Origin of the sequence: Manganibacter manganicus (genome assembly GCF_002075885.1) — a bacterium.
GTDB classification, from domain to species: Bacteria; Pseudomonadota; Alphaproteobacteria; order Rhizobiales; family Rhizobiaceae; genus Mesorhizobium; species Mesorhizobium manganicum.
On the sequence record NZ_MDET01000015.1, the window covers coordinates 61,468 to 74,924 of the forward strand.

The 13,457-nt window shown below is 63.4% G+C and carries 12 protein-coding genes and 1 pseudogene; 5 read left to right on the plus strand and 8 right to left on the minus strand.

Annotation, left to right across the window (positions count from 1 at the left end):
* Window positions 1-34 precede the first annotated feature (34 nt).
* The 5 genes and pseudogenes from BFN67_RS11645 (at window position 35) to BFN67_RS11665 (ending at window position 5,543) form a co-directional block, all read left to right on the plus strand.
* A complete protein-coding gene (locus tag BFN67_RS11645; RefSeq protein ID WP_192856818.1) occupies window positions 35-2,740 on the plus strand; it encodes a sensor histidine kinase in 2,706 nt (901 codons plus the stop codon).
* Window positions 2,737-3,432: a response regulator transcription factor gene (locus BFN67_RS11650; protein ID WP_067179885.1), complete on the plus strand. Its 696-nt coding sequence runs from the start codon at window positions 2,737-2,739 to the stop codon at window positions 3,430-3,432. Before BFN67_RS11645 ends, BFN67_RS11650 begins: the two co-directional genes overlap by 4 nt.
* A 35-nt stretch (window positions 3,433-3,467) precedes the next feature.
* On the plus strand, window positions 3,468-3,932 hold the full coding sequence (locus tag BFN67_RS11655; RefSeq protein ID WP_245295240.1) for a PTS sugar transporter subunit IIA: 465 nt from the start codon (window positions 3,468-3,470) through the stop codon (window positions 3,930-3,932).
* A 9-nt stretch (window positions 3,933-3,941) separates the two neighbouring features.
* Window positions 3,942-4,270, plus strand: a pseudogene (locus tag BFN67_RS11660) (Hsp20 family protein); the annotation flags it as partial.
* A 289-nt stretch (window positions 4,271-4,559) separates the two neighbouring features.
* Window positions 4,560-5,543, plus strand: a complete 984-nt coding sequence (locus tag BFN67_RS11665) for a LysR family transcriptional regulator (protein WP_067179891.1) — start codon at window positions 4,560-4,562, stop codon at window positions 5,541-5,543.
* Here BFN67_RS11665 and BFN67_RS11670 read toward each other — a convergent pair.
* From BFN67_RS11670 to trbE, 8 genes are read right to left on the minus strand one after another with little or no spacing between them, the layout of a single operon-like run.
* Window positions 5,476-5,715: a DUF2274 domain-containing protein gene (locus BFN67_RS11670; protein WP_013912755.1), complete on the minus strand. Its 240-nt coding sequence runs from the start codon at window positions 5,713-5,715 to the stop codon at window positions 5,476-5,478. The genes BFN67_RS11665 and BFN67_RS11670 overlap by 68 nt on opposite strands.
* A gap of 1 nt (window position 5,716) precedes the next feature.
* Window positions 5,717-6,901 (minus strand): TraB/TrbI/VirB10 family type IV secretion system protein, encoded by a 1,185-nt coding sequence (locus BFN67_RS11675; RefSeq protein ID WP_067179894.1) that lies wholly within the window; start codon window positions 6,899-6,901, stop codon window positions 5,717-5,719.
* Entirely contained in the window at window positions 6,898-7,881 is a 984-nt protein-coding gene (gene trbG / locus BFN67_RS11680; RefSeq protein WP_067179898.1) for a P-type conjugative transfer protein TrbG, read from the minus strand. The genes BFN67_RS11675 and trbG overlap by 4 nt, the downstream gene beginning before the upstream one ends.
* Complete coding sequence (gene trbF, locus BFN67_RS11685) at window positions 7,878-8,567, minus strand: conjugal transfer protein TrbF (protein ID WP_067179902.1); 690 nt, start codon at window positions 8,565-8,567, stop codon at window positions 7,878-7,880. The genes trbG and trbF overlap by 4 nt, the downstream gene beginning before the upstream one ends.
* Window positions 8,564-9,928 (minus strand): P-type conjugative transfer protein TrbL, encoded by a 1,365-nt coding sequence (gene trbL, locus BFN67_RS11690; RefSeq protein WP_067179906.1) that lies wholly within the window; start codon window positions 9,926-9,928, stop codon window positions 8,564-8,566. Before trbL ends, trbF begins: the two co-directional genes overlap by 4 nt.
* 3 nt (window positions 9,929-9,931) lie before the next feature.
* Complete coding sequence (gene trbK-alt, locus BFN67_RS11695) at window positions 9,932-10,216, minus strand: putative entry exclusion protein TrbK-alt (protein WP_067179908.1); 285 nt, start codon at window positions 10,214-10,216, stop codon at window positions 9,932-9,934.
* 9 nt (window positions 10,217-10,225) lie between these two features.
* Window positions 10,226-10,993, minus strand: coding sequence for a P-type conjugative transfer protein TrbJ (trbJ, locus tag BFN67_RS11700; protein WP_067179912.1), 768 nt, complete (start codon window positions 10,991-10,993; stop codon window positions 10,226-10,228).
* Window positions 10,994-10,995: 2 nt separating this feature from the next.
* Window positions 10,996-13,449, minus strand: a complete 2,454-nt coding sequence (gene trbE, locus BFN67_RS11705; protein ID WP_067179915.1) for a conjugal transfer protein TrbE — start codon at window positions 13,447-13,449, stop codon at window positions 10,996-10,998.
* Between the last annotated feature and the right edge of the window lie 8 nt (window positions 13,450-13,457).

The following is a 13,457-nucleotide window of genomic DNA, read 5'->3' on the forward strand; positions in this document are numbered from 1 at the left end:
TAGCCGTCCTGGCGGTTGATCCGGAGCCAATTAAGTGTCTGACGACCCAATACGAGAGCAGAGCCGACCATCGCCTGATGCATTGCTGGAAAATGCGCAGCGGGAGACGCGGGGCCACCTCAAGATCTTTCTTGGGGCGGCTCCGGGTGTAGGCAAGACGTATGAGATGCTCATGTCGGGCCGGGCTCAGCGGGCCGATGGCGTCGACGTGGTCATCGGGGTGGTCGAGACCCACGGGCGGGCCGAGACCGAGGCTCTGGTCGACGGGTTCGAGATCGTTCCGCGTCGCACAGTGCCCTATCGAGGGCATGTGCTCGATGAAATGGACATCGACGCGATCCTGGCGCGCAAGCCGGCGCTCGTTCTGGTGGATGAACTCGCCCATACCAACGCCCCTGGCAGTCGCCACCCCAAGCGCTATCTCGATGTCGAGGAACTGCTCGCCAACGGCATAGACGTCTACAGCACGCTCAACATCCAGCACGTCGAGAGCCTCAACGACGTCGTGGCCCAGATCACGCGCATCCGGGTGCGAGAGACCGTTCCGGATTCGATCATCGACCGTGCCGACGACATCGAGATCATCGACATCACGCCGGGCGACCTGATCAAGCGCTTGAACGAGGGCAAGGTTTACCTGCCCAAGACCGCAAAGCGCGCAACGCAGAACTATTTCTCGCCAAGCAATCTGACGGCCCTTCGTGAGTTGGCTCTGCGGCGCACGGCGCAGCGGGTCGATGACCAGTTGGTCACCCATATGCAGGCGCACGCCATCACCGGCCCGTGGTCGGCCGGCGAGCGTGTCCTGGTGTGCATCAACGAACGGCCCGGGGCGACGGCGCTCGTGCGCTATGGCCGCCGTCAGGCCGACCGGCTTCGTGCGCCTTGGGCCGCGGTTCATGTCGAAACGAGCAAGGATGCCCGGCTTTCCGAGCAGCAAAAGGACAAGATCGCCAGTGCATTGCGACTTGCCGAGCAACTCGGCGCTGAGGCCGTTACCCTGCCCGGCGAGAACGTTGCGCAAGAAATTCTGACCTACGCATCGACCAACAACTATACGCATGTCATCGTCGGCATGCCGACCTCGCCCAGGTGGCGGGAGCTTTTCGCGGGCTCCGTTTCGCATGATCTGATCCGCGCCAAGACGGATGTGAGCGTGCACGTCATCTCGCCGGGCAATGGCGAGGATACGCGACGTCCGGCGACCGTGAGCGCACGATCTAAGAAGCGCCCAGACGTCGGTCACTATCTGTGGAGCACGCTTTACGTTGCCGTGGCATTGGGCCTCGGGACGGCGCTCTCCCGCTTTCTGGATGTGCGCAATATCGCGCTTGTCTTCCTGATGGCGGTTCTCGCCTCGGCGATGGGCGGCGGTTTGTGGCCGGCATTGTTTGCGTCTGTGCTAAGCGCGCTTGCCTTCAATTTTTTCTTTCTCGACCCTCTTTACACTCTTGTCATCGGCGATCCTGAAAGCGTGGTGGCCTTTGCCTTTTTCTTGGTGGTTGCGGTTATCGCAAGCAACCTTGCCAGCCGCGTTCAGCGGCAGGCCGTGACTGCGCGTGAGCGCGCGAAGACAACTGAAGGTCTCTATCAGTTCAGCAAGAAGCTCGCCGGCGCTGGGACGTTGGGAGACGTTCTGTGGGCGACGGTCTATCAGATCGCTTCCATGCTGCACGTTAGGGTGGTTGCGCTTCTGCCAGAGAATGGCCGCATCGCGGTCCAAGCAGGATATCCGCCGGACGATACGCTTGACGATGCGGATATCGCCGCTGCGCATTGGGCCTGGGAGCATGACAAGCCCGCGGGCCGTGGGGCGGATACACTACCGGGAGCGAAGCGCCTCTACTTGCCTTTGAAGACGGGGCGAACACAGGTCGGTGTGATCGGGCTGGACAATGACAAGCAGGGGCCAGTCCTGACACCTGCCGAGCAACGGCTTTTCGACTCCCTGGCGGATCAGGCCGCTCTGGCGATCGAGCGCATCCAACTGGTCGCCGATGTCGACAATGCGCGTCTCGCCGCCGAGGCGGACAAGCTGCGCTCTGCGCTTTTGACGTCGCTGTCGCATGACCTCAAGACGCCTCTGGCATCGATCCTGGGGTCGGCGGGAGCGTTGAGAGACTATTCGACCTCGCTAACGGACTCCGGCCGGGTCGAACTGCTGACGACGATTGTCGAAGAGGCCGAGAGGCTGAACCGGTTCATCGCAAACCTTCTCGACATGACCCGGTTGGAATCGGGCGCGGCGGCGGTATCGCTGACGCCGCTGTTCATCGGCGACAGCGTCGGCAGCGCCCTGCGTCGCGCTGAGAAGATACTGGCTTGCCATAGGGTCGATCTCGCGGTGCCGCCCGATCTGCCGATGGTTCGGCTCGATCCGGTCCTGTTCGAGCAGGTGTTGTTCAATCTGCTCGACAACGCGCGGAAATACGCGCCGGCAGGCTCGCTGATCGCGATAAGGGCCTGGGCGGAAGACGCCCAAATTGTCTTGCAGATCGTCGATGAAGGCCCCGGCATTCCCTCTGATGACCTGACGAGAATTTTCGACAGTTTCTACCGCGTCCGGAAGAAGGACCACGTCCAGGCTGGGACGGGGCTTGGTCTGTCTATCTGCAAGGGATTTGTCGAGGCGATGGGCGGGACGATTTTCGCAACCAATCGGGCTGACAGACCCGGCGCCATTTTCACGTTGCGGTTTCCGATCGGACCGGAGCCATCGACTTTGGAAGGAAGGATATGAATACGTCAGTAGTCAAGATTCTCGTCGTAGATGACGAGCCGCCGATCAGGAAACTCCTGCGCGTTGGGCTGACGGCCGAGGGCTACGCTATGGTCGAGGCTGTAAATGGCGAGGAAGCCGCCGCGCTCATCACAGAGGAGAAGCCCGATCTGATCCTGCTCGATCTTGGGCTGCCAGATATCTCAGGACATGACCTTCTTGAGAGGTGGCGTGCCGAACTTATCGAGCTGCCGATAGTCGTCCTCTCCAGCCGGACCGATGAAACGGGCATTGTAAAGGCGCTGGAACTGGGCGCCGACGATTATCTCACCAAACCATTCGGGATGCGCGAGTTGGCGGCGCGCATTCGGGTGGCGCTGAGGCACAAGCTTCAGCAACAGGGCGAACGCCCGATATTCCAGGTCGGCGATCTCTCGGTCGACCTAGTGAAGCGGATCGTCAAGGTCGCAGACAAGGAGGTGAAGCTCTCACCCAAGGAATACGAAATCCTGCGCGTCCTCGTGCAGCACGCGGGCAAGGTCATCACGCACCAGCACATCCTCAAGCATGTGTGGGGCGGCTCGACCGATGTCCAATATCTGCGGGTCTATGTCCGCCAGTTGCGGCAGAAGATAGAGGCCACGCCCGATCAGCCGCAATACATCCTGACTGAAACAGGTGTCGGTTACCGCCTCCGTGAACAGGAGCAGTGACCGCGCATGCTCGCCTGGAAGCGGGCGACTTTAACGTGAGTACTCTTATGAACCTGTCATCTGCCATCGCACCAGAGGACGTGATCCTTGATCTATCCATCTCCACGAAAGCCGTCCTGATCAAAAAGCTGGCGGCGCATGCCGCCGCTCGCACAGGGTTGACCGAGGAAGCGATCCATACAGCCTTGCTGGGACGCGAGCGTCTCGGCTCGACCGGCATCGGCCATGGCGTCGCCATGCCGCATGCGCCTGTACCCGGACTCCGGACATCATTCGCCGCGCTGATGGTGCTGAAGAAACCGATCGATTTCGAGGCGGTGGACGACCTTCCGGTCGACGTTGTCTTTCTGCTTCTGTCGGCCCCCGAAGGCAGCAACGAGTATCTGAAGATTCTCGCGGCAGTCGCCCGTAGGATGCGCGATGAGCGGGTCATGAAAATGCTGCGCGGCGCCAAGTCGGAGCATGCCGCTTATTCTATTCTAGTTGAGCAGCCAGTATGAGGGCCTCCTATGAGAACTATTTTTGGCTTTTCGCCCCTGTTCCGGTCGAGCATCGGCTACGACCGAATGTTGAATGCGCTCAAAGCTGCGAGCGCGCCGGGAGTATCGACAACTGGCCTCCTTATGTTATCGCCGGGCTTGGCGAGGACGACTACCGCATCACCATCGCGGTGGCCGGCGTCTCACAGGACAAGCTGACGATCACGCAGGAGCAGAACATGCTCATGGTGTCGGGTCAGAAGCCGGGCGAGGACAACAGCCTATATCTGCATCGCGGCGTTGCCGGGCGCCGCTTCGAGTTGGCCGCCCAAGTCAAGGTCGCACGCGCCCGCCTCGTCGGTGAAAAACCTCCGCGAGCGGAAAGGTCGGGCTCCCATCAAGCGTAAACGGCGGCACCTCAAATGCAGCGCAATCAACCAGCGAATGGTCTTATGCCGAATTAGGAACTTGCTTAGGCGCTGAGACGCAAAAGAGCAGTCACCGGGGGTAAGTAGATATGCAGCGGCGCTCCCAATCAGGCCTTTGGCAATCGCTGCCGAGCCGAGTCGTGCGAGTTTGCTTAGTAACTCACTTTATGGGGCAGCAGGTGCCAACGGCCCAAAACAGGGAACGGGCGGGTGTGTAACGATGGCTGTGGAAAGAACGCGTGCCATCGAGCTTCGGCATCTTCGTTATTTCGTGTCGGCCGCGGAGCATGGCAGCTTCCGCAAAGCCAGCGCCGATACTGGGATTCAACACTCCGCGATTAGTCGCCGCATCCGTGATCTCGAACATCGGCTGGGTACGCCATTGTTTCTTCGCCATAGCGGAGGCGTGTGTTTGACCTTCGCGGGGCAGCGTTTTCTTCGCCGTGCACGTCAGATTTTGCGGAACTTTGAAGATGGCGCCGAGGAAATCGCCTCGATCAAGCGCTCGGACTTTGGTCGGGTCAAAATCGGCATCTACTCGTCAATCGCGTCGGGTTTCCTCGCGGAGCTGCTCGGTCTCTATGCCGATTGCCATCCGAAGGTTCAGATCGACCTGATTGAAGACAACCCTGCGGATCAAGCCTCAGCAATTCGTCGAATGCAGCTGGACGCCGCGTTCCTGACAGGAGAGCGGAATTGGCGCGACTGCGAAACACTTCCGCTATGGTCGGAGCGCGTATTCGCTGTGCTTCCTGTCGATCACCTCTTGGCGGGTCGCGACGAGTTGGAGTGGCAGCACCTGGCAGATGAGAACTTCATCATCAATGAGGCAGGTCCGGGCCAGGAGATCCATGACTATCTGGTACAGCGCCTCGCCGCGTTCGGCTATCATCCTCAGATTAGCGTGCACCAGATCGGCAGGGAAAACCTCCTGCCGCTCGTGGCCTTGAAGCGTGGTTTGACGGTCGTCAGTGAGGCAATGACGGCCGCACACTTTCCGGGTCTCGCCTATCGGCCGATTGTCGGCGAGGTTCTACCCTTTAGTGCCGTTTGGTCTCCGAAGAACGACAATCCGGCCCTAGGACAGCTTCTTGATCTCGCCCGCTCAATGTCCGGCCTGCGTGAAGCAGACGCTGTCACGCCTCCGGCGATGCCGATTGATGTGAACGCCGTGCCTTCGCAAAGCCCCGATCGGTTGCAATGAAGCGTTCGAGCATCGGTACGATCAGCTTCGTCGGTTCGGTGATTGGCTGGCCCGTTTCACGGGCCAGCGCATCGGCATAGGCGACCAGATCGCGGTGCAGCGTCGCCGGCAGCTCCACGGTTGTCTTTACCGGCTTCTCGTCGACGATCGGACCTAGCTTCAACTTACTCACATCAGCCTCCATAAGGTTCGAGAACGAGATCGCGGGTGACGATGACACGCACCGGGAATCCCGGCCTGATCGTCAAGGTCGGCGTCACTTGGAGTTGTCGACGGACGATCTGCTGGCCGGCTTCGTGGATGGTGTCCTGGCCGCCATCGCGAATTGCGCGCATGAGGCGGTTTTCGTCGCTGACCGCAAGTTCCGCGCCAACGGCCAGCAAGGTCGAGAGGCCGGCGGCCTTGGCGAGATCCCACCAGTGATAGTCCACGCCGTCCTGCAGACCGGTATAGCCCTGCGGATCAGCTCCGGGCTGGCGTTCGAGCACGATGGATCGTCCATTGGGGAAGATCAGGCGGCTCCAGACGAGCAGGACGCGCTTCTGGCCGAATTGAACGCTGTTGTCATACTGGCCGACGAGTCGTGTGCCCTGCGGCACGATAAGGATGCGACCCGTCGGGCTATCGTAGATATTCTCGGTCACTTGGGCCGTGATCTGCCCAGGGAGGTCGGACCGGATGCCTGTGATGAGCGCGGCCGAGATAACCGAGCCAGCTTGAAGGACATAGGGTGATGCCGGCGCCATGACCCGGTCGCCTGCCACCGTGCGCCGGTCAACGGGCGCGTTGAGGAAGGCCAGTTGACGATCCTGGGCCGTGGCGACGCCCGGCTGCACTCCGGCGCCGAGGCCCGGCAGACCCGGTGTGCCGAGGTCTGCGGGGGCGGTAGCCGCGGTAGGACCATTCTGGAAGAAGACCCGGCTGGTGCGAGCCGCCTCGATCTCCGCGAGACGACGCTGCTCTTCCGGATCGACCTGCGGTGCGGACATCGTGGGAGGAACGACCGACTGGCCGCGATTCTGCGCGTCGAGGATTGGGCGTCCGAGGTCGCCAGGCAGCGCCGGCCCGAGAACAGGGCCGGTATAGTCGCGGGGCAGCCCGGCCAGACCATCGGCCGTCGAACGGTTCTCAGTCGAATAGAGTTCCTCGTTGTTGCCGCCGCCATCCCTGGTTTGAAGGGCGTAGATGAGCGCGCCGCCAATGCCGATGCTGACGACGACGCTCGCGGTCGCCAGAACCTTGCGGGACAGGCGTGTGACGCGGGGCGGCTCGGCACGCAAGCGCATAGGCGCGCCGGACTCGGCCGGCGTCGCCGAGAGATTCTCCGGCTGTTGGTTGTTGGTGTCGTTGTCGATCATGATGCGGGCCTCCCGTCAGTACGGACGATCCTGACGGTCTGCTGACGATCGCCGCTTCCGAGACGCAGTTCGGCTGCACCAAAGATGCGATCGACGATCAGGATGTTCTGGTAGATGCGGCTGTTGACGATTTGCGGCTCGCCGTCGGAGCCGATGACGAAGATCGGCGGCATCTCGCCCTGGACGATGCCGCGCGGGAATTCGACGTAGACGCGCCGCCCATCGTCATAGACCGAGACCGGACGCCATGGGGGCGTATCGCCCGTCAGGCCATAGCGATAGTTGCGCGCAGTCGCGGCAGGAACGACGGGCCTCGCCGGGACGTTGGCGCGTTGGCTGGCTGGGGGCTCGGGATAGGCCCATGCCACGGCGGGCATATAGGGGTTCGTGCCCGCGCGCAGTTCGATCATGTAGACGCGCCGATCGGTCGTGATGACGAGATTGGTCGTGATGTCGGTCCTGGTCGGCTTCACGAGCACATGGACGCGGCGGGTCACGCCCGAGCCGCTTTCGGTGTCGCCGATAATCCACCTGGCCGTGTCACCGGCGGCGATCGGACCTGCTCCGGTCAGGTTTTCGCCCGGCTCAAGCGCGATGTTCGTGATCTGCCCGGGCGCGGCATAGACCTGATAGAGGGCCCCTTCACTCCAGGGATAGATCTGGATGGAGTTGTAATAGCCGTCTCGCCGCGGCTCGACACGCGCGGCGGCGTTGGCGTTCTCGACGCGCGCGGTCGGCGTGCTCGCGGAATTGCCGCCCCTGGCCGGGGTCCAGGCCGGAGGCGTATGCAGCGGACGTGGCCGCTGATCCGTGATGACTGCCGGGACCGACGGAAGTGGTGGAACAGTGCTGTCGTAGCTGATCTGCGGCGGTTTCGGCGCGGTGGCGCAACCGGCGAGGACGGTTGCGGACAGCAGGGCAGCCGCAAAGGCGGATTTACGGAAAACAGGAAACGCGGACCTGCGGAAAGACGGGTTCATGGCGTCATCTCCCGCGACCAGGAAATTGCATTGACGTAAATCCCCAGAGGATTGGCGCGCAGACGGTCCGCGTCGCGCGGCGTCTGGATCACAATGGTCAGGATCGCGGTCCAGCGTTCGGTCACGGCAAGCTGGCCATTCTCGTAGTGTCTTTCCGTCCAAGCGACGCGGAACGAGTCCGGAGAGGCGCGGATGACGCTGGAGACCTCGACGGCGACCTGGCGGCGGCCGACTTTGGTGAAGGGGTCGTTGGCGCGGGCGTAGTCGTTGAGAGCCGCCGCGCCGCGATCGGTCGTCCATTCATAGGCTCGCAGCCAATTCTGCCGGACGATGATCGCGTCGGCCGGAATGGAGCGGACCTGTTCGATGAAGCGACCAAGATGCCAGGCGATCTGGGGATCGGTAGGGCGATAGTCGGCAGTCGCGGGAGCGACGGATTGGGCCTGGCCCAGGCGGTCGACCTGAACAACCCAAGGCACGACCGTTCCGCGTGCGGACTGCCAAACCAATGCGGCGGCAAAGCCGGCCGAGAGGATCAATGACCCGAAGGCCATATGGCGCCAGTTCTTGGCCTGGACACGGGCCGAGCCGATGCGCTCGTCCCAGACTTGCGCGGCCTTCTGATAGGGCGTGACGGGTTCGGGTGTCTTGCCATAGTGGGCGGCGGGTCGCTTGAAAACGCTCATGAGCGGTCACTTTCAGAAAGATTGATCGAGGAGCCCCCGCCGTGGCTGTCGCCTGAGCGAACGGCATGTGCTGCGAGGGTGGCGCCGTGTCCGAGAGAGCGATGGCGCTGCATGCGCTTGGCCCAATCAGGCGGGCCGTCTCGAGACGCCGAGGCGGGAGAGGAACCGGACGCATCGGCGGAGCCGCCGATGGTGCCCATCGTCGATGTGCCGCCGGTGGCGCCGAAGCCTGCCTTCGCGCCGTCCGAGAAGCTGGACTTCATGCTTTCGGCCGCACGCGAGGTCGCACGCTTCAACGGCGAGACCGTTGCAGCGCCAGCGGCGCGGGCGACACCGCCGAGGCCCGAGGCGACTCCTGCGGCGCCAGACTGACCGAGCGAGCCGAGGCTGTAGGCGGCGGCGGCGCCACCGGCGGCCGATGCGCCGCCACGCATCGCGGCGGCCCCGCCCGACATGGCGGCCGCGCCTCCCTTCACGGCAAGACCAGCGGCGCCTCCGGCGGCGAGCGCCGCGCCTCCGACGGCAAGGCCTGTTCCAACGGCAGCGCCGGCGCCGAGCTGAGGTCCTCCGCTGACGAGGCCAGCCGCGATCCCTGGGCCGAAGATGCCAAGGCCGAGAAGGGACAGGGCCGCGAGGACGACGGCCATGGCGTCGTCGATGGTCGGCGTTGCGCCGCCGAAACCTGCGGTAAAGCGGCTGAACAGAGTCGATCCAATGCCGACGATGACGGCGAGAACGAGAACCTTGATGCCGCTCGATACGACGTTGCCGAGAACGCGTTCAGCCATGAATGCGGTCTTGCCAAAGAGACCAAAGGGAATGAGGACGAAACCAGCGAGCGTCGTCAGCTTGAATTCGATCAAGGTGACGAAGAGCTGGATGGCGAGGATGAAGAAGGCGAGGATGACCAGCGCCCAGGCGAAGAGCAGGCAAGCGATCTGGATGAAGTTCTCGAAAAAGCTGATCCAACCCATCAGGTCGGAGATGGATTCCAGGAGCGGCCGCGCCGCATCGAGACCGGTCTGAGCGACCTTGCCGGGCCGCATGAGATCCTGCGCGGTGAAGCCGGTGCCGGAGGCTTTGAGGCCGAGCCCGGCGAAGGAGTCGAAGATGATCTTGGCGAGATTGTTCCAGTTGCCGATGAGGTAAGCGAAGATCCCGACGAACAGCGTCTTCTTGACCAGTCGCGCGATGATGTCGTCGTCGGCGCTCCAGCTCCAGAACAGCGCCGCGAGCGTGACATCAATGACGATCAGGGTGGTGGCGATAAACGCCACTTCGCCGCCGAGCAGTCCGAAGCCGCTGTTGATGTAGGAGGTGAAGACCTCGAGGAAATTGTCGATGACGCCTGCGCCGCCCATGGTTCAGCGTCCTTCTGCTGGCGGAGAGGCAGGAGTTGCCGGTCGGCCGAGGAAACGATCGCGGGTTTCGGCCCAGACGCGCATGCAGTCGGGATCGCTGGCCGCGGCCTGACCGAGCTGCTGGCATCGACGTTGGCCGTCGCGAAGGGGATCACGCACAGGTTCGAGGAGGCGCACCGGATCGGGCTCCGGCGTGCGCTCCTTCCTGGTCATCTCGATCGCCGTCGTCGTGATGGCGACGGCGACGAAGACGACGGCGCCCAACCGGGCCAGCATCTTGCCGTCCATGGGGAGTCCTCAGTTGCTGTTGCCGAACATCCGGGCGTTGCCCGGCTGGTAGCCGGAGCCGGGCGTCAGGAACCGCCGACGCTGTTCACGTCCCTGCTCCGCCGCCGCCGCGCGTTCGGCCTCGGTGAGGGCTTGGGCGCGGCCGTTGGCGGCGGCGACCGCGGTGAGATCGGCGAGCTGCTGGGCGAGGAGCGCGAGAAGCTGGTTGCCTGCTTGCGTCGCCTGCAGCGCGCCGGTCGCGCCTTGGCTCTGATCGACCAACGCCGACATCTGCGCGCGGTTGGTGTCGATATTGGCAACCACGCCTGCCTGCACGCGCATGGCGTCCTGAAGTCCACCCACCGTATTCTGCCAACGTGAGCGCGCGCCATTGACGAGTTCGGTGTCGGACGCGGTGAGCGAGGCCTTCCCGTATTGCTGCTGAAACATCTGGTCGATGTTCTGGACGTCGTAGGCGATGTTCTGTGCCTGCCGCAGGAGCTGCTGCGTGCGCTGGACGTTTTGCTGGAGTTGCTGGAGCGACGAATACGGCAGGCTGGCGAGATTGCGCGCCTGGTTGATGAGGCCCTGCGCTTCGTTCTGGAGCGAACGAATCTGATTGTTGATCTGCTCGAGCGAACGCGCTGCCGTCAGGACATTCTGGGCGTAGTTGGTGGGGTCATAGACCACCCACTGCGCGGCAGCCGGAGTCGAGAGTATTGGCGAGACCGCGAGCGGCGTCGCCAGCATGGTCGCCGCGAGCATGAGCGCGCGCCGGGGGGAACGATAGGTCTTCATAGTCAAGCCTCCTTCTCGGGCTGCTGGGGGATGAGGTTGGTGAGATCGGGGATGAGGTCTGCAGCCCATTCGGCGCCGCGCAGGCGCAGCCAGGCGGCAAGGAAGCCGTCGCGGCCGTGCTCGGCGACGGTGCGGGCGATCAGCGCCTGATCGGTCTTGGAAGAAGCGGCCGCGAGCGCGAGGCCGACTTCGGAAAGGCCCAACTCGAAGAGGCGGTTTCCCCTGCGGCTCTGGCAGTAGTAGTCGCGCTTGGGCGTCGCCCTGGCCAAGATCTCAATCTGTCTGTCATTCAAGCCAAAGCGGCGGTAGATCGCCGTGATCTGCGGTTCGATCGCGCGCTCGTTCGGTAACAGCAGCCGTGTCGGACAGCTCTCGATGATCGCTGGCGCGATACCGCTGTTGTCGATGTCCGACAGCGACTGCGTGGCGAAGATGACGCTGGCGTTCTTCTTGCGCAGCGTCTTCAGCCATTCGCGGAGCTGGCCAGCGAAGGCGTCGTCATCAAGCGCCAGCCAGCCCTCGTCGATGATGAGCATGGTCGGCGAGCCGTCGAGGCGGTCTCCGATACGATGGAAGAGATAGGACAGGACGGCCGGTGCCGCCCCAGTCCCGACCAAGCCCTCGATCTCGAAGGCCTGCACCGAGGCCGAGCCGAGCTGCTCGAATTCGGCGTCCAGCAATCGGCCGTAGGGACCGCCGACGCAGTAAGGTCGCAGCGCCTGCTTCAGGTCGTTGGACTGCAAAAGGACCGTGAGGCCGGTGATCGTCCGTTCCTCAACAGGAGCCGACGCGAGCGAGGTCAGCGCCGACCAGATGTGCTCCTTGACGTCGGGTGTGATCGGCACACCCTCGCGGGTCAGGATGGAGACAAGCCAGTCGGCAGCCCAGGCGCGTTCGGGCGTGTCGTGAACGCGGGAAAGCGGCTGCAGCGAGACCGAGGAGTCGAGGCCTTCGGACAGGTTGCCGCCCAGATCGTGCCAGTCACCGCCCATCGCGAGGGCGGCGCTCCGGATGGAGCCGCCGAAGTCGAAGGCGAAGACCTGGGAGCCGGCGTAGCGGCGGAACTGCAAGGCCATGATGGCGAGCAGGACGGACTTGCCCGCGCCGGTGGGGCCGACGACAAGGGTGTGGCCGACATCGCCGACATGAAGGGCAAGCCGGAACGGGGTCGAGCCTTCGGTCTTGCCGAAGAGCAGTGGGGGCCCTGCAAAATGCTCGTCCCGTTCCGGTCCCGCCCACACCGCCGAGAGCGGAATGATGTGAGCGAGATTGAGCGTCGATATCGGAGGCTGACGCACATTGGCGTAGACATGGCCTGGCAGTGTACCGAGCCAGGCATCGACGGCGTTGATGGTTTCGGTCATGCAGGTGAAGTCGCGGCCCTGGATGACCTTCTCCACGAGCCGCAGCTTTTCGCTGGCGAGGCGCGGATCGTCGTCCCAGACGGTGATGGTCGCGGTCACATAGGTCTGACCGGCGAAGTCGGCGCCCAGCTCCTGCAGGGCCAGATCGGCGTCCGCCGCCTTGTTGGCGGCATCGGTATCAACGAGCGCGGAGGCTTCGTTGGTCATGACCTCCTTGAGGATCGCCGCGATCGACTTGCGCTTGGCGAACCACTGCCGGCGGATCTTGGTCAGCAGCTTGGTGGCGTCGGTCTTGTCGAGCAGGATCGCGCGGGTCGACCAGCGATAAGGAAAGGCGAGCCGATTGAGATCATCGAGAATGCCGGGCGTGGTCGCGGTCGGAAATCCCACGATGGTCAGGACGCGAAGGTGAGACACGCCGAGGCGTGGTTCGAGCCCGCCGGTCAGGGATTGATCGGCGAGCAGCGCGTCGAGGTAGATCGGGGTTTCGGGGACACGGACGCGATGTCGCTTCGTCGAGACCGTTGAATGCAGGTAGGTCAGCGTCTCCGCACTATCGAGCCACGCGCATTCGGGCATGAAGCCGTCAAGCAGCCCCACGACGCGATCGGTGCGGTCCATGAAAGTCTTGAGAACTTCATGCGGATCGACGCCGCTGTGCTCGCGCCCCTCGTAAAGCCAGGCTTCGGTGCGTGCTGCGTCCTCGGCCGGTGGCAGATAGGCAATCGTGAGGAAGTAGCTCGATACGAAATGGCTACCCGCTTCTTCGAAATCGGCCTTGCGTTCGGCGTCGAGCAGCGCGGACGCCGCGTCCGGAAAGAAATCCGATGGATAGTGGGAGGCCTCGTAGCGTTGCGCCTCCACGAAGATCGCCCAGCCGGAACCAAGGCGACGAAAGGCGTTGTTGAGGCGGCCGGCGACGGCCACCAGCTCGGCGGCGACGGCAGAATCGAGATCAGGTCCGCGGAAGCGTGCGGTGCGTTGGAACGAACCGTCCTTGTTGAGGACGACGCCCTCTTCGACGAGGGCCACCCAGGGCAGATAGTCGGCAAGGCGTGTGCCGGTGCGGCGGTATTCGGCGAGGTTCATCATGGCGATGA